This window comes from Falsiruegeria litorea R37 (assembly GCF_900172225.1).
In the GTDB taxonomy this organism is placed as follows: domain Bacteria; phylum Pseudomonadota; class Alphaproteobacteria; order Rhodobacterales; family Rhodobacteraceae; genus Falsiruegeria; species Falsiruegeria litorea.
The window spans coordinates 941,738-958,937 of sequence record NZ_FWFO01000001.1 but is presented as its reverse complement, the minus strand read 5'-3'; the positions used below and the strand labels follow the sequence as shown (position 1 = coordinate 958,937).

At 58.3% G+C, this 17,200-nt stretch carries 22 protein-coding genes, 2 tRNA genes and 2 pseudogenes; 8 read left to right on the top strand and 18 right to left on the bottom strand.

Going from position 1 to position 17,200, the window contains the following annotated elements; translation table 11 throughout:
- The first annotated feature begins 48 nt into the window (after positions 1-48).
- From infA to TRL7639_RS04765, 5 genes are all read left to right on the top strand, one after another.
- Positions 49-267 carry a translation initiation factor IF-1 gene (gene infA / locus TRL7639_RS04785; RefSeq protein ID WP_005978431.1) on the top strand — a complete coding sequence of 73 codons (219 nt, stop codon included), beginning with the start codon at positions 49-51 and terminating at the stop codon, positions 265-267.
- Positions 268-277: 10 nt separating this feature from the next.
- On the top strand, positions 278-856 hold the full coding sequence (locus TRL7639_RS04780; RefSeq protein WP_085794622.1) for a Maf family protein: 579 nt from the start codon (positions 278-280) through the stop codon (positions 854-856).
- Positions 853-1,875 (top strand): ribonuclease E/G, encoded by a 1,023-nt coding sequence (locus TRL7639_RS04775; RefSeq protein ID WP_085794621.1) that lies wholly within the window; start codon positions 853-855, stop codon positions 1,873-1,875. Before TRL7639_RS04780 ends, TRL7639_RS04775 begins: the two co-directional genes overlap by 4 nt.
- Positions 1,872-2,054 (top strand): DNA gyrase inhibitor YacG, encoded by a 183-nt coding sequence (locus TRL7639_RS04770; protein ID WP_085794620.1) that lies wholly within the window; start codon positions 1,872-1,874, stop codon positions 2,052-2,054. Before TRL7639_RS04775 ends, TRL7639_RS04770 begins: the two co-directional genes overlap by 4 nt.
- Before the next feature lie 80 nt (positions 2,055-2,134).
- A tRNA-Phe gene (locus tag TRL7639_RS04765) sits at positions 2,135-2,209 on the top strand.
- 6 nt (positions 2,210-2,215) lie between these two features.
- Here TRL7639_RS04765 and TRL7639_RS23550 read toward each other — a convergent pair.
- Positions 2,216-2,809 (bottom strand): annotated as a pseudogene (locus TRL7639_RS23550) (IS5 family transposase); the annotation flags it as partial.
- A gap of 30 nt (positions 2,810-2,839) precedes the next feature.
- On the opposite strand from TRL7639_RS23550, the gene TRL7639_RS22880 reads away from it, so the two are divergent.
- Positions 2,840-3,043, top strand: coding sequence for a hypothetical protein (locus TRL7639_RS22880; RefSeq protein WP_133057609.1), 204 nt, complete (start codon positions 2,840-2,842; stop codon positions 3,041-3,043).
- 172 nt (positions 3,044-3,215) lie between these two features.
- On the opposite strand, the gene TRL7639_RS04755 is transcribed toward TRL7639_RS22880, so the two are convergent.
- From TRL7639_RS04755 to TRL7639_RS04720, 8 genes are all read right to left on the bottom strand, one after another.
- Positions 3,216-3,554, bottom strand: a complete 339-nt coding sequence (locus tag TRL7639_RS04755; RefSeq protein WP_235820344.1) for an Arm DNA-binding domain-containing protein — start codon at positions 3,552-3,554, stop codon at positions 3,216-3,218.
- Between the two features lie 129 nt (positions 3,555-3,683).
- Positions 3,684-4,220: an alpha-ketoglutarate-dependent dioxygenase AlkB gene (locus TRL7639_RS04750; protein ID WP_110647105.1), complete on the bottom strand. Its 537-nt coding sequence runs from the start codon at positions 4,218-4,220 to the stop codon at positions 3,684-3,686.
- A complete protein-coding gene (locus tag TRL7639_RS04745) occupies positions 4,180-4,620 on the bottom strand; it encodes a Rossmann-like fold-containing protein (RefSeq protein WP_235820342.1) in 441 nt (146 codons plus the stop codon). The genes TRL7639_RS04750 and TRL7639_RS04745 overlap by 41 nt, the downstream gene beginning before the upstream one ends.
- Positions 4,581-4,868 (bottom strand): hypothetical protein, encoded by a 288-nt coding sequence (locus TRL7639_RS04740; protein ID WP_133057608.1) that lies wholly within the window; start codon positions 4,866-4,868, stop codon positions 4,581-4,583. Before TRL7639_RS04740 ends, TRL7639_RS04745 begins: the two co-directional genes overlap by 40 nt.
- Positions 4,869-5,079: 211 nt before the next feature.
- A protein-coding gene (locus TRL7639_RS04735; protein WP_110647104.1) for an IS5 family transposase occupies positions 5,080-5,837 on the bottom strand; the annotation gives its coding sequence in 2 pieces (ribosomal slippage) (positions 5,080-5,519 and positions 5,519-5,837; 759 coding nt in all).
- A gap of 111 nt (positions 5,838-5,948) precedes the next feature.
- The gene (locus TRL7639_RS04730; protein WP_110647103.1) at positions 5,949-7,217 is read right to left on the bottom strand and encodes an HlyD family type I secretion periplasmic adaptor subunit; all 1,269 of its coding nucleotides are present in this window, start codon (positions 7,215-7,217) and stop codon (positions 5,949-5,951) included.
- Positions 7,218-7,249: 32 nt separating this feature from the next.
- On the bottom strand, positions 7,250-8,986 hold the full coding sequence (locus tag TRL7639_RS04725) for a type I secretion system permease/ATPase (RefSeq protein ID WP_085794615.1): 1,737 nt from the start codon (positions 8,984-8,986) through the stop codon (positions 7,250-7,252).
- A 95-nt stretch (positions 8,987-9,081) separates the two neighbouring features.
- On the bottom strand, positions 9,082-9,447 hold the full coding sequence (locus tag TRL7639_RS04720) for a calcium-binding protein (RefSeq protein WP_133057607.1): 366 nt from the start codon (positions 9,445-9,447) through the stop codon (positions 9,082-9,084).
- A 128-nt stretch (positions 9,448-9,575) separates the two neighbouring features.
- On the opposite strand from TRL7639_RS04720, the pseudogene TRL7639_RS04715 reads away from it, so the two are divergent.
- Positions 9,576-10,544: pseudogene (locus TRL7639_RS04715) on the top strand (IS5 family transposase).
- A 470-nt stretch (positions 10,545-11,014) separates the two neighbouring features.
- On the opposite strand, the gene TRL7639_RS04710 reads toward TRL7639_RS04715, so the two are convergent.
- From TRL7639_RS04710 to TRL7639_RS23010, 9 genes are all read right to left on the bottom strand, one after another.
- Positions 11,015-11,608: a GNAT family N-acetyltransferase gene (locus tag TRL7639_RS04710; RefSeq protein WP_085794613.1), complete on the bottom strand. Its 594-nt coding sequence runs from the start codon at positions 11,606-11,608 to the stop codon at positions 11,015-11,017.
- Positions 11,601-12,011 (bottom strand): ketosteroid isomerase-related protein, encoded by a 411-nt coding sequence (locus TRL7639_RS04705; protein WP_085794612.1) that lies wholly within the window; start codon positions 12,009-12,011, stop codon positions 11,601-11,603. Before TRL7639_RS04705 ends, TRL7639_RS04710 begins: the two co-directional genes overlap by 8 nt.
- Positions 12,008-12,466, bottom strand: coding sequence for an arsenate-mycothiol transferase ArsC (locus tag TRL7639_RS04700; protein ID WP_085796255.1), 459 nt, complete (start codon positions 12,464-12,466; stop codon positions 12,008-12,010). The genes TRL7639_RS04705 and TRL7639_RS04700 overlap by 4 nt, the downstream gene beginning before the upstream one ends.
- Positions 12,467-12,472: 6 nt before the next feature.
- A complete protein-coding gene (locus TRL7639_RS04695) occupies positions 12,473-12,952 on the bottom strand; it encodes a UPF0262 family protein (protein ID WP_085794611.1) in 480 nt (159 codons plus the stop codon).
- A 209-nt stretch (positions 12,953-13,161) separates the two neighbouring features.
- Positions 13,162-14,463 carry a histidinol dehydrogenase gene (gene hisD / locus TRL7639_RS04690; protein WP_085794610.1) on the bottom strand — a complete coding sequence of 434 codons (1,302 nt, stop codon included), beginning with the start codon at positions 14,461-14,463 and terminating at the stop codon, positions 13,162-13,164.
- Between the two features lie 83 nt (positions 14,464-14,546).
- Entirely contained in the window at positions 14,547-15,032 is a 486-nt protein-coding gene (locus TRL7639_RS04685; RefSeq protein WP_085794609.1) for a GNAT family N-acetyltransferase, read from the bottom strand.
- On the bottom strand, positions 15,032-15,508 hold the full coding sequence (locus TRL7639_RS04680; protein ID WP_085794608.1) for a DUF2948 family protein: 477 nt from the start codon (positions 15,506-15,508) through the stop codon (positions 15,032-15,034). Before TRL7639_RS04680 ends, TRL7639_RS04685 begins: the two co-directional genes overlap by 1 nt.
- Positions 15,508-16,773, bottom strand: a complete 1,266-nt coding sequence (gene murA, locus TRL7639_RS04675; RefSeq protein ID WP_085794607.1) for a UDP-N-acetylglucosamine 1-carboxyvinyltransferase — start codon at positions 16,771-16,773, stop codon at positions 15,508-15,510. Before murA ends, TRL7639_RS04680 begins: the two co-directional genes overlap by 1 nt.
- A 6-nt stretch (positions 16,774-16,779) precedes the next feature.
- The gene (locus tag TRL7639_RS23010; RefSeq protein ID WP_165759751.1) at positions 16,780-16,935 is read right to left on the bottom strand and encodes a hypothetical protein; all 156 of its coding nucleotides are present in this window, start codon (positions 16,933-16,935) and stop codon (positions 16,780-16,782) included.
- Between the two features lie 83 nt (positions 16,936-17,018).
- On the opposite strand from TRL7639_RS23010, the gene TRL7639_RS04665 reads away from it, so the two are divergent.
- Positions 17,019-17,093 (top strand) — tRNA-Thr (locus TRL7639_RS04665).
- Positions 17,094-17,200: the final 107 nt, after the last annotated feature.

Sequence of the window (17,200 nt, the reverse complement as noted above, 5' to 3'; positions counted from 1 at the left end):
ACGCACGGCCTGCGGATTCTGCAGGTGCAACATCAAGATGGAGACAACATGGCCAAGGAAGATACGCTCGAATTTCCCGGTGTCGTGAAGGAACTCCTGCCGAATGCGACGTTTCGGGTCGAGCTGGAAAACGGCCATGAGATCATCGCACATACGGCAGGCAAGATGCGCAAGAACCGCATCCGTGTTCTGGCCGGCGACAAGGTTCAGGTCGAAATGACCCCCTACGATCTGACCAAGGGTCGGATCAACTACCGCTTCAAGTAACGCCAGCCACATGGCGTTCATTCTCGGATCGGGCAGCCCGCGACGGTTGGACCTGTTGGCCCAGCTTGGCGTGCAGCCCGACGCCGTCCGCCCCCCCGATATCGACGAAGACCCCCTGAAAGGCGAGCTGCCGCGCCCCTATTGCGTCCGTATTGCGCGCGAAAAGGTGCAAGCGGTCGAGGCCGCGCCGGATGACATCGTGCTGTGCGCCGACACCACCGTCGCGCTCGGGCGCCGGATCATGGGAAAGCCCGCCGATGTAGGTGAAGCTGCCGAATTCCTGCACGCCCTCTCGGGCCGACGTCACCGGGTGATCACCGCAGTTGCAGTGCGCCAGGGGGACAAACTGTGGGAGCGTGACGTGGTCAGCCAAGTCAAGATCAAACGCCTCTCGGACGTTGAAATCAACGCTTACCTCGCCACTGGCGATTGGCAGGGCAAGGCAGGCGGCTACGCCATCCAGGGGCCCGCCGGAGCCTTCATCCCATGGATCAGCGGCTCGTTCACGGGTATCGTGGGCCTGCCACTGTCGGAAACCGCGGGCCTGCTGCAGGCCGCGGGCTACCCCTTGTATCAGGAGCGCACATGAAGGGCCGTACAATCGTTCTCGACCACATCAACGACCGCCAGGCAGCCGCGCTGATGTTGGACGGCAAGCTCGAAGATTTCCTGATCGCGAGTGACGCCCCGGCCCCCGGCACGATCTATCGCGCCCGCGCCGACCGCCCGGTCAAAGGCCAGGGCGGCATGTTCCTGACCACCCCCGACGGCCCCGCATTCCTGCGCCAGGTCAAGGGCTTGGCCCCCGGCGCGATGCTGCTGGTACAGGTCACGGGTTATGCCGAACCCGGCAAAGCAATCCCTGTGACCACAAAGGTTCTGTTCAAAAGCCGCTATGCCATTGTCACGCCCGATGCGCCCGGCCTCAACATCTCGCGCAGCATCCGGGACGAAGATGAACGGGATCGCCTGTTGGAAATCGCCCATGGCGAGATGGGTTCGTCGGGCTACGGCCTGATCGTCCGCTCGTCCTGCGCTGGCGCGGATGAGGGCGACATCGCCGAGGACATCGCCGAAATGGCCGAGATGGCCGCCCGCGTGATGGGCGACGATGGCACCGACATCGCCTGCCTTGCCGAAGGCGATAGCCCCCACACGCTGGCCTGGCGCGACTGGAGCGATCCAGCCGAAGTGGTCACCGACTCCGGCGGCTTCGAAGACCACGGCGTACTGGACGCACTGGACGAGGCGCAAGGCATCGTAGAGCCCCTGCCCGGCGGCGGTTATCTTTATATCGAGCCAACCCGCGCTCTCATCGCAGTGGACGTCAACACCGGCAGCGATACCTCGATGGCTGCAGGGCAAAAGGCCAACTTTGCCTGCGCCAAGGCTCTGCCCCGCGCCCTGCGTGTCCGCGGCCTGGGCGGGCAGATCACACTGGATCTGGCGCCAATGCCAAAGAAGGACCGCCGCGGGTTCGAAACGTCCCTGAGGGCAGCTTTCCGTGCTGACCCTGAAGAAACGACACTGGTCGGCTGGACCCCCTTGGGTCACTATGAACTGCAACGCAAACGCGGTCGTGTGACCTTGTCCGAGGCCCTCAGATGAGTTGCCCGGTTTGTGAAGCCGAGACGGCGCAAAAGTACCGCCCTTTCTGCTCTAAACGCTGTGCGGACCTTGACCTGGCCAAATGGCTGAACGGGTCATATGCGCTGCCATCCCAAGCCCCCGAAGACATGGATGTGGATGTTTCCACAGAAGAAAAAGCCCCAAACCGTCCGCATTAAAAAAAACCTGAAAAAGCCTCTGGACACTGCCCTTGGCACGTCATAGAAGGCCCCCACCCAACGACAAACGTCGTTCCCGTGCCCGGGTAGCTCAGGGGTAGAGCAGTGGATTGAAAATCCTCGTGTCGGTGGTTCGATTCCGCCCCCGGGCACCATTTGCGTGTGTCGTATGCCCCATCTGCCGTGACGCTGCCGATTTCCTGGTCCGCCGGGATCTGGCCAAGCAGGTCGGGTAAAACCGGTGCATCGCCAATGTGGCTCCCGGTGATCTCAACAGCCCGGATCTCCAGCGTTTCCTCGTCAATCCCGAGGTGGATCTTGCGCCAGACGCGACGTTTCGGGCCGCCATGCTTGCGGGCGTGCCATTCGCCTTCGCCCTCGATGCCGGTGCTGTCGATTAGCAGGTGCAACGGACCCTTGGAGCCGCGATAGGGGATATTGACGGCCAGCGTCTTCTGGCGGCGCGACAGCGTGCTGAAGTCGGGCACCGTCCAGTCGAGGCCAGCCAGTCGCAGCAGACTTTCGACGAACCCGGCTGTCTGCCGGAGCGCCATCCCGAACAGCACCTTCATCGAAAGGCACGTCTGTATAGCGGCGTCGCTGTAGCTTTGCTGGCGGCCACGCCTGCATGTCGGCGCGCCATCCCAGCTCATCTCAGGATCGAACCAGATCGTCAGCAAACCCCGGCGCTTGAGCGCTTCGTTATAGGCTGGCCAGTTCTTGGTCCTGTAGGTTGGGGGTGTAGGTCTGCTCATCCATCCCAGCTACCACGCTGGATTCACAAGATGAATCCCTCACGCGATTCGTGCAACAGAGCCGCTTCTGGATTGATCGAAGCGCTGCGCAAGCAATGGGCCGATGCCTGGGGTGTGCGCATGGAGCATCTGTTGCACTATGCCATTCTGGCACTGCTCGATACCCCCCGCACACCGATCGTCGGGACATCCTTCGACTGTTTCTGGAAAAGGAGTTTCGATCCGAGGTGCTAGCGCAGGTGCAAGATCCGCAAGTGCGGCAGGCCTGGACGAAAGAATACCCAGCCATGAACTACAAGAACGCAGCCGTTGGTCTGGCTCCCATTGCCTACAAGCTGGGTGCCTTTCTGTCTCACCCGATTGGGCGCACGGCGCTCTGCGAGCCCAGACAGCCTCTGCGGTTTCGTCAGATCATGGACAGCAGACAGATCCTGATCGTCAATCTCGCAAAAGGACAGCTCGACGCGGACATTGCCAATGTGCACGGTGGACTTTTGGTGTCGTCCCTCATGCACGCCGCATTGTCGAATTCGCCCAACTCAACGTCACGCGCGATTCCCATCGCTTTGCGTCTGGCGTCGGCAAGGGAGACCACAGGATAAGGGCCGATTTTGACGCGTCTACATGAACCGTTCGGGCGGACCATCGTGTAGAACACCTTGGCACCTGTGGTCGACACACGCACATGCAGGCCGGATATTTTCTGGTCACGCACTTCGTACCGTTTCGAGGTTGCAAGGTGCATCGCGTCGAGTGATTTTGTTGTCAGCATCTGTTTTATGCGGACATCGTAAGACACCCAGAATCCGCGTGTCAGGGTATGGTTTGGAAAACTATGCAGCGCCCGGTGACAGTCTGACTGGTCACGAAAAGATTACGCAAAACGCATTTCTCTGAAGGTGAGTGACAAACGCCGGGATCGGGGGTGTTTCTGCCCATTTACGATATCGCTTTTGCGTGCAGGAATGGCATGGGTCCAGACATGACGCGCCTCACCTGAAAGCACCCAAAGGCTCCCAGGCTCAAGTGTCAGATCGATCTGTTGGCTGATTTTCAAGTTTTCCAAGCGCATGACGCAGGACGAAAGCAGGCTTAACGATGCGATCACATCTCCAAAACACGGTCTGCAATCCACATGTGCAGATATTCCCTGACCCGGCATGTACTCGTTCACAATGACCTGATCTGGGACCGACCCGAGATAGTCTTCTTCCCGAGCTTGTCTTACTTTGTAGTCATAGCGATAGCCGTAGTGCTGCACGCGCCGTTTCAGATCGCTGCGCCAAGGCTGTGCATCAATCTTGTTTACCAGATAATCGGCTTCTTCACCTGAAACGGAGTCGGGCCGGTACTTTAAGCCCGAAGGCAGATCAGGCTGAAAAAACGAAAGTTGCGAAAGCTGTGTGCTCATGTATCGCTGCCTCCTCATCAGCCGTGTTCTGGTGAGAATAGGCCGGATAGTCTTTGGGGTTGAAAGTATAGATGTCTGGCCCTGCGAAGCCAGCTTTCTTGGCTGCGTCATCCATCTTGAACGCGCCCTCATAGAATGGGCTATCCACCGTTGAGATGACGACGAGGTCACCGGATTTCAGGTGGGCGCGGCTGCTTTTCAGAAAGCGCGTGACGAGTACATGATTTGGATTTTGGCCGTAGAGCGCTTCGCGCGAGGCGACATTTGGAAACTGAAAGATGATAGTGCGAAACCGACGCTGCCCGATGGTCTTCGACAAACAAGTTGCATCAACCCCCGTTTTGATCTGCGCGCCAAGTTTCAGCAATTTCGCGGCGTTGTCACAAGCGGTATCGCCCAGATCAACTTCATCCTCGTATGCAGTGGCAAGAATAGATGAAGGCGCCCCCCCTTCAAACGTGCCAAAGCCAACGCAAAGCTAAAATTGCCTTCGCCAACAAACAAAGCGCTGCCAAGACGGGCGCGGGCTGCAAAGTCGAACTTGTGTGGTGCTTTGTTGAGCTTCTTCAGTTCAATGGCTGGCGCGTTGCGAGCTACGGCCTGCTGAACTGCATCAACCAACGAAGCTCCTCGGAATTCATACGTCACTGCCAACACCCCCTGCAAATTTGAGACAAATCGAAGGTGCCAAAGCCGGGTTAACAGGTGGCCATCTGGCGCTCGCTCGCTGGGCTGGGTGCCACATGGGGGCTAATATGTGTGAGCTTGATTGCGATGAACTGACGGAGAGCGAAACAGCCTGGCAAGTCCAAGTAATTGACTGCAAACCACATTCGGCACGGACTGCTAGGGTCAAGACTCATAGCCAGTAAATTACGAGCGCTGCCAAGGCGATCGCGGAGAGGAAGACTCTTGGACAGCGGTCATATCGCGTCGCGACACGCCGCCAATCCTTCAGCCTGCCGAACATGATCTCGATCCGATTGCGGCGTTTGTACCGACGTTTATCGTAACGGATGGCTGTTTTGCGTTGCTTTCGACCAGGGCTACACGCGTGTATCCCTTTGTCTTTCAACGCTTCTCTGAACCAATCAGCATCATAGCCACGGTCGCCCAGCAACCACTCGACTTTTGGCAGGCTGCTTAATAGCGCCCGCGCCCCGATGTAATCGCTGACCTGACCGGCGGTTACGAACAGGTTGAGCGGGCGGCCCTGGCTGTCGCAGATGGCATGCAACTTTGTGTTCATGCCCCCTTTGGTTCGGCCAATAAGGCGTCCACGCCCCCCTTTTTGACAACCATGCTGGTCGCTGTTCGGTGGGCCTTTAGATATGTTACGTCAATCATCAGGGTCTTCTCTTCCCCGCGCTCGGCCGCCAGGCCCGCCATCATCTGGGCAAAGATGTCCTTGTCACTCCAGCGCTTCCAACGGTTGTAAAGCGTCTTGTGAGGGCCATATTCCTTGCGAGCATCACGCCACCGCGACCCATTGCGATTGATGAAGATAATCCCGCTCAACACCCGCCGATCATCAACGCGCGGCTTTCCCTGAGACTTCGGGAAATAGGGCTCCAAACGCGCCATCTGCGCATCGGTGAGCCAGAAAAGATCAGACATGTCACCGCCTTGTTTTCCTGCGGTGAATCACGACGCTCGATCGAAATCAATGGGTCCTGACCCTACTGCATTCTTGGTGTAATTCTGAATAACGCTCCAAACTTCTCATGATTACCCCCGCATTGCCCTGTTGAAATAGTCGGTGAACGGTTTGGTCAGATAGCTCAGCGGTGTGCGTTCGTCGGTCTTGATGAATACTTCGACGGGCATGCCGGGCAGCAGGGTGTTATCGCCCAGTTTGCTCAGCTCACCCTCGCCAGGCAGCACCTCGACCCGATAATAAGTTTGCCCCGTCACCTCATCCACCAATGCATCGGCCGAGACACCCACGACATTGCCTGACAGTTCCGGTGTCGTGCGTTGTTCAAAGGCGGAAAACCGCAAGCCCGCAGGTTGGCCGCGGAATACCTGGTCGATATGGATGGGTTCGACTCGTCCGACAATAACCAGCGGTTGATCTTGGGGGATGACATACATTATCGGCGCTCCGGGTTGGACCACAGAGCGTTCGGCGAAGACCTCGCTGCCGTAGATCAACCCGCTGACCGGGCTTTGCACATTCAAGCGGTTCAGTCGCTCGCTCAAGGCCAGCTTTCGTTCGACCAATTCGATCTGCTGGAACTGCTGGTCACGCAGAGTCGAGATTGCCTCTTCACGGCGGCTTGCCCTAAGGCGGAGCACCTCGATCTTGATCGAGGCGATTTGCCCCTTTGTTTGCGCGATGTTCGCCACAAGCTCACCGATCCGACCGGCCAATGATGCCTGCTCACGCTGGAGCGCTGACACGCGACTATTCTGAGTAAGACCTTTGGCCAGCAGGGCGCTCTGGTCGTCCAACTCGTCCTTGATCAGGTCTAACTGCGTGCGTAGCGCTGTCAGTTGAGCCTCGACGCCGGTAATCGCGGCGTTGTGCTGCTGGATCTGTTCGTTCAACTGGTCAATCTGTTGATTTGTCGTGCGCAGGCGCGCCTCAAAAAGATTGCGTTGACCGGCAAGTTGCTCGGCCACTTCATGATCGCTCTTGCTTGCTTCAACGAATTTTTCCTCAAAAGCGATATCACCCGTTTCGTCCCGCTCGGCAACCAGACGAGCCTTGCGCGCGGCTAGCTCGGTCAGCTGCCCTTCGATGATGGCAAGCTCGAGCCTTAGCAAAGTGTCATCAAAGCGCAGAACGATCTGCCCGGCCTCGACCTGTGCGCCGTCCTTTGCCAGGATTTCGCCCACAATACCGCCCTCAGGATGCTGGATAACCTGCCGGTTGGTTTCAACCTCGATCTTTCCAGTGACCACAACGGCCCCCGCCAACCGCGTTGTCGTGGCCCAAGCCCCTAATCCCCCCACAAGCAGCGTTAGTGCAGAAAACCCAACGATCATTGGCATGGTTGCGCGTCTGCGGATTGGTGGTTTTGTATTCACTGCGCGGTCGCCTGGTTCGAGAAATTTCGCTGGAGGGTTTCTACGTTCTTCAATTGTGCTTTCATCACCTCATCCCGTGGGCCGTAGGACACGACAGTGCCCTGATCCAGCACCACAAGAGTGTCACATTCAGCGATGGCCTGCGGACGGTGGGACATGATGATGACAGCTTTGTTTTCGATCTTGAATTCTTTGATAGTGCGGTTCAAGGCTTTCGATCCTTCGGCGTCCAAGGCCGAATTTGGCTCATCCAGAATGAGAAGAACAGGATCTCCGAACAATGCACGCGCCAGGGCGACGCGTTGCCGTTGCCCACCGGACAGACGGCTTTGATCGCCGTCGAGCAAGGTGTCGTAGCCGTCAGGCAGGGTCAGGATCATGTCGTGGGCATTCGCTCGCTTCGCGGCAGCAACCACTGCATCTCCAGCTACGTCTTGGGCCATGCGCGCGATGTTTTCTGCCACGGTACCTGGTAATAAAACCACATTTTGCGGAAGATAGCCGACATGGCGTCCCAAATGATCCGGATCGTATTGTGAAAGCTCAGCTCCGCCCAACCGAACCTCTCCACTGGCAACAGGCCAGATGCCGAGCAAGGCCTTGGCCAACGAGGATTTGCCGGACCCACTTCGACCAATCACGCCAAGCGCCTGACCGGGTTTTACTGCAAAATTCAAACTCTTGAGGGTCGGACTAGATGCGCCCGGAGGAACGACGATCAGTTTCCGAACCTGAACACTGGCTTCGGGGCGGGGTAGCGGGGTGACGGGTGTAGGCTTTGGGGTTGAGGACAGAAGGTCTACCAAAGAATTCCAGGCATTGCGAGCCCGTTGGACCGTCTGCCACTGCCCCAGACTTTGCTCGATCGGAGCAAGGGCGCGTCCCAACAGAATTGAAGAGGCGATCATTGCGCCTGCGGTCAACTCTCCTTGCAAAACATAGTACGCACCAACAGCCAGCATTGCGGATTGCAGGAGCAGCCGAAATGCTTTGGTGGCCGAAGCGAAACTGCCAGTCCAGTCGGCGGAACTGATACGATCGTCCAAGGCAGCTGCCTGCTTCTGCAACCACCGCTCGGAAACAGCGTTTCGCATGCCCTGACTTTGCACGACTTCACGGGCGTTTTGAACGTGCGACGACAGATCCTGAGCTTGATGCGCAGCAGCCAGAGCACGATGCACCTTTTGTGCCGTGATGATCTGGTTCAGCACCGCAATGACGACCAGGACAGCCGCACCGGCACAGGCGGCCCACCCCAACATGGGGTGCAGAATAAAGATCGCAATCAAGAACACAGGCGACCAAAGCATGTCGAAGATTGCTAGGAAAACAGGTGATGCAGTGAACATCTGGATCGTTTCAAGGTCGTTCCGGCCAGCACTCTTGTTTTCAGTGCCGCCCGATACTCTGGCCAACCTCGCTTCAAACACCGTCCGGTCAAGCGCAGTTTGAAAGTTGGCCCCATAGCGCGCCATGATCCGACCACGTGCGTAATCCAAAAGCGCCATAAGCAGATACAAAATGCCAACCAACAAGAAAAGCGCCGCCAGCGTTTCTTCGGATCTGGAAGTCAAAACCCGATCATACACTTGAAGCATGAACAACGGTCCTGTCAGCATCAGCAGGTTGACGAAGATGCTGAATACGAACACAGCGGCAATCAGATTAGCCCCCGATGTCCGCGCTGATTTTAGCAACTGAATTTGACTGTGATCAGGAGATAGAGAAGACACGGGATTTCTTTTTCTTTGCTTGTTCGCAGGTGTTGCGGCCCTGCAGTTAGGGTCGCAATGAAGATTATCAGTGGAAAGACATCAGCATAGAAGGATTAGACAAATTGGAACTCAGCCTCGCTGAAATCGGTGACCTGCGCGTTGTCGATCAACAAACGATCACCGCTCCCGTAGTCGATCTGAATGTTGCCCCCCACTTGCGAAGTTGAAATATCCGCGAATCGAAGACCAATAAATTGTATCACACCGGCTACTGAAGAATAGTCTCGAATCTGGTCGGTGCCGTCTCCTGTCGCGAATTCGAAAGTGTCACTTCCTGCTTCGCCGAAAAGATTATCGTTGCCTTCATTTCCGTCGATCAGGTCGTCTCCGCTGCCGCCATAAACCCAATCTGCGACTTTGGTTGCCCGAATGATGTCGTTGCCATCCGTTCCGTGCAGCGCGTCCGTGGGGTTACCCACGTTTGCCGTCGCATAGCTGGGGTGGCGCGAGACCCAATCAGCATCGATCCGACCCAGGCGTGATCGGCTCTGTTGCACAAATCCCGTGCGGGATTCATGTCGTGAATCCAGCGTGGTAGTTGGAGCGCATGAGCAGACCCACACCTCCGACCTACAAGACCAGGAACTGGCCGGCCTACAATGAAGCGCTCAAACGCCGTGGCTCGCTTTCGATCGGGTTCGACCCCGAGATGAACTGGGATGCCGCGCCATCAGGCAGACGTGGCCGCCATCAGACCTACAGCGATACCGCCACCAAGCCTGTCTGACGATGAAGGTGCTGTTTGGCATGGCGCTGCGCCAGACGACCGTGTTCGTCGAAAGACTGTTGCGCCTGATCGGTCTGAACTGGAAGGTGCCTGACTTCAGCACGCTTTCGCGCCGCCAGAAGACGCTGGCCGTGGACATCCCATATCGTGGCTCCAACGGCCCGCTACACCTCCTGATCGATAGCACCGACATCAAGACCGAGGGTGAAGGCGAGTGGAACGCATGCAAGCATGGCGGGCCCAAGCGGCGGGCCTGGCGCAAAATCCATCTTGGAATTGACGAGAACACCCTAGAAGTCCGCGCCGTCGAGATCACCGGGAGCCACATCGGTGATGCGCCGGTGCTGCCCGATTTGCTCAACCAGATCCCGGAGGAGGAGGTGATCGGCAGCGTTACCGCAGTACCTATGATACACGCAAGTGCCACGACGCCATCGCTGACCACGGGGCGAATGCTGTCATTCCGCCTCGCAAAAATGCCAAGCCGTGGAAGACCGTCACCACGGGTGCGGGGGCCAGAAACGAGGCTCTACGGGCGTCGAAATATCTTGGCCGAGCGATCTGGCGAAACTGGAGCGGATACCACCGACGAAGCCGTGCCGAAACGAAACCTCTCGGGATCATGCTGCGCATAACGCTGCCGGTCAACGGATGCACTGTATGAAACTGCTGGGGCAGCGCCTCATGGCACGAGACTTTGACCGACAGGTCGCGGAGGTCCAGCTCCGCATCGCCGTCATGAACGGCTATACCGCGATTGGCATCCCTGTCACAGAAGCCGTTGGATGAAGCCGTCAGGGGAAAGGGGAGCCTCGGGCATCAGAGGTTTTGTGCAACAGAGTCGGGTTACACTGGAGTTACGTAGCGAATGGCCTTCATCGTTGTATACATTTCAGCAGCTTAGGCCGCTTCTCAGCCATAAACGACTGCATGCCTATCTAATTCCAATGCTCTGTTCGCGGACTTCCAACCGGTCAACAAACCAACAGATTGCTTCGACCATGGGGGGCAGTCTCTGCAAAATGCAAGGTTGCAGGCCTTGCGGGATCGCCAGCATATTCCAGGCTAAAGAGCTTGTGCAAAATGACGAGGTCGAGGCGGGTTCGTCGAGGCTGTTCATGGGTTGAGCTGAGGTGTTCCAACAGGTGCTGCACCGGCCCCGACTTCAGAATTCATGGAAGATGCCTATGATGTACTGCAGGAGTGCCTAACGCCTCAAAAGCTGCACCTTCGACCGGCGCCCCTATGACGTTGGCACCCTACAAATGACGACACCAGAATTGCAGTGGTTTCGCTGATGCCACCTTCTGCCCGAGGTCTTTCCATTCGAATTCAGCGATGGCGCCTTCCAGTTTCGAATACCCGCGTTTTGTCCAAAATGGCTCCAGCGACTGATAGTCGGCAGTCCGCATGGGATGGTTCAAAGGGCGCTGAACAGCACAAAAGGCAACCAGTCCGAACCCAAGCGCCTGGGCGTGACCCTCGCGCAAATCAAAGAAACGGTGCCCGACGCCCTGCCCCCGATAATTGGACAGCAGAACAGATTCGGCGCAGTAAAAAATATCCGCCATGTCGTACCCGGTGCCCGCAAAGGCCGCGCCAAAATCGTCCGAATGATCAACCAACGGTGTGCCCGTCGAGGCGCCAATCAGCTGCTCACCATCAAAGGCACCGACCAGGATCGCGTCCGCGCTGTCGCGATAAGCCTGCAAATAGTCCCGCTCATAGGCAAGATCGCCATCGTAGAGGTATGGAAAGGCCCGAAACACCTCGATACGCAACGCGGCGACGTCGTCCAGTGCAGCCTCAAGCGCCGCGCCGGTCAGGACGCGGACATCCGTGACCTTAGCCATTCGAGACCTGCTTCACCCAATCCGCAAGATTGTAATAGGTGGTGACACGGGTGATCTTGCCGTCGCGCAGATCAAAGAAGGACCCCGCAGGCAGGCGATAGGTCTGGCCCGTCGCCTCGGGCAGGCCTGCGTCCGTTTCCAGATAGGTACCGTTGACGATGTATTCCGCCGACGCGCGGGTGCCGCCCCCATGATCTTCGGTGGCCTCGAACACGACCATGTCGGTCAGTTCTTCCTTGTAGCAGCGGCTCATATGCGCGCAGAAGTCCGCGAATTTCTCGCGCCCGGCGCGGATCTGCCCCTCGTTCACATGGTGGGCCACATCGTCGGACAGGCAGTCCAGCATGGTGTCCACATCACCTGCGTTGAAAGCTGTAAAATAGCGTTTGACGGTCTCGGTCATGTCATCTCCGTTGGTTCCCCCCAACGATCCTTGAGATGCTGAATGATCTGGTCGCGGGTCTGTCTGTAGCTGTTTAGCTTGTCATTCCGCGTCTCGCCGAGCCCGGTAGGGTCCATTATTGGCCAATATTCGACATCGAGGTGAAAATATCGCGTGAGTTCCAGCGCCCGCCGCTGACTCGCGGGCGACAAGGCAATCACCAGATCGAATGAGCTCAGGTCATCGCCCCATTGCTCCATCATATCGAACGAGCGCGACCTATGGCGGCTAAGCTCGACATCCATTTCCTGACACACTGCGATTGAAAAACCGTCAATCTCCATGTCGTTGTGGACACCGGCAGATTGGACGTAGGTATCCATACCGTAGTATTTTTTCATGATCCCCTCGGCCATCGGGGATCGCACCGCATTGTGGTCGCAGCAAAACAGAACCGACTGCGGAAGCGGCAACACCACCTATCAGCCTCCGAAGTGCAGCACGCAGATCAGCGTGAACAGGCGGCGGGCAGTATCGGTGTCGATGTCGGCCTTGCCTTCAAGACGTTCTTGCAGAACCCGGCTGCCTTCGTTGTGGATACCCCGGCGCGCCATATCGATGGTTTCAATCTGGCTCGGAGGCAGGGTTTTCACCGCATTGAAGTAGCTTTCACAGATCTGAAAGTAGTCTTTGACCACTTGGCGGAACGGCCCCAGCGACAAGTGAAATTCCGCTGCCTTTTCCTCGGCTTCGGTATTCACGTCGAAGACCAGGCGCTTATCGCGGATTGACAGGTTCAGGTGATATGGACCGTCCGGAATGACGCGATCATCCCGCTTGGGCAGGGCGAAACTGTTCTCTTCCAGCAGGTCGAACATCGCAACCTTGCGCTCCTGCTCGATCTCAGGTGTCGGCGGGGGCAGGTTGCGGTCGTCCAGTTCGATTTGACTGATGCGGTTCATCTGTGCGCGGTCTCGGTCAGCGTAAGTTGCGCACGGTCCTACAGGATCACGTCAGCAGGGGCAACGCCCGGTTCCCCCTGTCCAGATTCACTGAACTGGCTGCGGCATCAAGGCCACGAAACCTGACCCAAAAGCCCTCCGTTGCCACGCGACATCCGACCACAGAACAACCGATAAGGATGTCTCAGGCCGACTTAGAGCAACAGGAACTAACGGTTCAACGCGTCCAGACGCACCTTGACCGAAAGTCCGTGCGCCTCAAGGCTCTCGGACTGCGCCAGACGTTCGGCGGCCGGGCCGATGGCACGCAGGGCCTCGGGCGTCATCTTGCTGAGCGTGGTGCGCTTGAGGAAATCCATCACCGACAGTCCGGACGAAAACCGCGCCGAACGCGCCGTGGGAAGCACGTGGTTCGGCCCGCCCACATAGTCGCCAATCGCCTCGGGGGTGAACTGGCCGAGGAAAATCGCGCCCGCATGCACCGTTTTCTGGCTCAACGCGTCCGGATCGGCCACGCACAGTTCCAGGTGTTCCGGCGCAATCCGGTTCGACAAGCTTGCGGCCTCATCCAGGTCTCGCGCGGTGATGACGGCGCCAAAATCGCGCCAGCTCGGACCGGCGATGGAGCGACGCTGCAAGGAAGTGAGACGTTGCTCGACGGCTTCGCCGACAGAACGACCAAACGCAGCATCATCGGTGATGAGGATCGATTGCGCGCTTTCATCATGTTCCGCTTGGCTCAACAGATCTAGCGCGATCCAGTCCGGGTCATTGTCTTTGTCGGCGATCACCAAGATCTCGGACGGACCTGCAATCATGTCGATGCCCACTTTGCCGAACACGCGACGTTTGGCAGCGGCCACAAAGGCGTTGCCAGGGCCCGTGATCTTGTCAACCGGCGTAATGCTCTGCGTGCCATAGGCCAGTGCTGCAATCGCCTGGGCGCCGCCCACGCGATAAATCTCGTCCACGCCCGAAAGCCGCGCGGCCAGCAGCACCAGCGGATTGATCTGACCGTCCGGTGTTGGCACGGCAATGGCCAGCCGTTCGACGCCAGCCACCTTTGCCGGAATGGCGTTCATCAAAACCGACGACGGATAGGACGCCAGCCCGCCCGGCACATACAGCCCCGCAGCCGACACCGCCGACCAGCGCCAACCCAATGTGGCACCGCTCTCATCCGTCCAGCTGTCATCCGCCGGCATTTGCCGCTCGTGATAGGCCCGGATGCGCACGGCGGCCAGTTCCAGCGCTTCGCGATCTGCGTCCGGCACCTGGGCAATCGCCTCATCAACCTCTGCTGCTGAAATCGCCAGCGTCTCGGGGGTCAACGTCATCCGGTCGAACCGCTCGGTCAGCTCGATCACCGCAGCATCGCCGCGCGCGCGAACGTCAGCAATGATCCCGGCCACTACATCATCCACATCCGGGCTGTCTTCGCGCTTGGCGCTGAGCAACTCGGCAAAGGCCTGCTCGAAATCGGGCTGCGTCGTGTCGAGAAACTTTGGCATGGGCGGTCTCCTTTGCCCGGTCACATACCCGGCCCACTCCAAGGCCTCAAGCCGTATGCGCCTCTTGCGGCAAAGCGACCGGATCAAAGCGACTTGATCATCCGCAACTCATCACCCGCCCGCTGCCATCCAAGACGCAGATAAAACGCCTGTGCCGTATACGTACTTTTGAGATACGCTTCCGCAAATCCAGCCTCTCGCAAGTGCCCTTCGACCTGCTGCAACAGCGCAGATCCCACGCCACGTCCGGTGGCTGGTGGATCAACGTAGAGCACCGAAACCTCGCCCTTGGGGGATGCCGCCGCAACGCCGCAAATCTGCCCGTCCCATTCCGCCACCCACAACACGTGATCCCCCGCGAACCACTGCCGCAGGCCATCGGGCGTCTTGTTTGCGGTCCAGGCGGCGATCTGATCTGGATCGCCCTTGTGATCGGCCCCGCACAATTGGGTGATCGAGCGGATCAGGATCGCGCTCATGTCAAAGACGTCAAACACGGTGGCCGGGCGCACAACCCGGCCCCGGGGCACCGCGCCAAAGGTTTGCGAAATGCCCCGTTTGTTCTGCATCACTCAGGATGGTTGGGTACGTGTTTCGACGGCGCCAGATAGGGGCGCGTTACATCGCGCAGCGACACCTCAAGCGCCTCAACCTGCAAACGGATCGCACCATCGCCCGCCAATGTCAGCAGCACATGACCCGCGCCATCCTCTCCAGCCTCGAAGGCAACCGAGAGCAGCGACAGAACCGTGTCCGCGTCCGACCGGTCGATGCCCTGGCTGGAAACGCCCAGAACATTGTCCACTACCAGAACCGATTGCACCCGCTCAAACGCGCGGCCCCGTTTGCGAGCCGCGTCCTCGTCTTCCCACCGGAACCGGTTGAGCAACAGCGCAAACCGCCGTTCAGCCGCGCGCCAGGACATTTCCGTGATCGGAAACACCGCGTCCTGCGTCAGGGTCGAAATGACCTTGAGATCTTCGGCGTCCAACGCACCAAGGTTCAGCGGTGCCTCACGGCCGTCTTCGAATGTTGCGTCTGCCATCAGCTCTTGATCCGTTCGATTTTTGCGCCCACACCTTCGAGCTTGCGCACCACATGCTCATATCCACGATCCAAGTGATAGACCCGACTGACCACAGTTTCCCCTTCGGCAGCCAGACCCGCAAGGATCAGCGACACGCTGGCCCGCAAATCGGTGGCCATCACCGGCGCTCCTTTGAGTTGCTCAACCCCGGTCACAGTGGCTGTTCCACCCTGAACCTCGATATTGGCCCCCATGCGCATAAGCTCGGGCGCATGCATGAAGCGATTCTCAAAGATCTTCTCTTCCAGAACGCTGGTGCCTTCTGCCGTGCAAAGAAGCGCCATCATCTGCGCCTGCAGATCAGTCGGGAAACCGGGGAACGGCTCGGTTGTCACGTCGACCGCTTTCACGCGACCGTTGCGGCGGCACACTTTCAGACCCTTTTCGGTCTCTTCGACGCTGATCCCGGCAGCGTCAAGCTTTTCGACAAAAGCCCCCACCAGATCCATGCGACCGCCGAGCAGTTCAACCTCACCCCCGCAGATCGCAGGCACCAACATATAGGTGCCCAGCTCAATGCGGTCGGTGACCACCTGATGCGTCGCGCCATGCAGCCGGTCGACGCCCTGGATTTCAATGGTAGATGTCCCTTCACCCGAAATCTGCGCGCCCATCTTCCGCAGACAGTCGACCAGGTCGACGATCTCGGGCTCGCGGGCCGCGTTTTTGAGAACCGTGGTGCCCTTGGCCAGCGTTGCCGCCATCACGATATTCTCAGTCGCGCCAACCGAGGCAAAGCGCATCTCATGCACAGCCCCTTTAAGGCCACCGGGCGCCTTGGCATGCAAATAGCCGTCTTTAAGCTCGATCTCGGCCCCAAGCGCGGCAAGACCGTCAGTGTGCAAATCCATCGGGCGCGCCCCGATCGCGCAGCCGCCCGGCAGCGACACAACCGCCTGGCCGAACCGCGCCAACAGCGGCCCCAAAACCAGATTGGACGCGCGCATCTTGCGCACGATGTCATAGTCCGCTGTGTGGCTTGTCAGGTCGTGGCTGGACATCGCAATGACCTGCCCGTCCTGCAATGTTGACACTTCGGCCCCCAGTGATTGCAACAATGCAGTCATCGTCTTGATGTCACTCAAGCGCGGCGCGTTGGTCAGCGTAAGCGGTTCTTCGCTGAGAAGTGTGGCCGGCATCAGCGTCAGACACGCGTTCTTTGCCCCTGCAATCGGGATCTGGCCGCTAAGCGCGCCGTTCCCTGTGACCAGAATCGAATCCATCTGCTCTTACCCCTCGCCTTCCTCGTTACCGTCGTTTTGAACCGAGCGCGCCTTGGCCTGCGCCTTGCGCCGCCCTAGGTTCGCCTTTAGCGCCGCCTTGAGCCTGTCTTCGCGCGACGCCTCGGTTTTTGCCTTATTTCTGGGTGTATCTTTGTCTGCCATGCTTCTTCTGTACAGGAGCCAAAAAAAACCGTCCAGATGCCCTTGCACCCCGTTTCGTTTGAGTCTAATCACCCCCCCACGGCGCTGCTGTAGCTCAGAGGTAGAGCACTCCCTTGGTAAGGGAGAGGTCGAGAGTTCAATTCTCTCCAGCAGCACCATTAGCATCCCCCAAGACAAATATTATGAAAATCACCGCAGTCGTTTTGGCTTCGGAAATCTGTCAAAATTAGCCGGAATTACACCCAAATTCTGTACATATCCATAC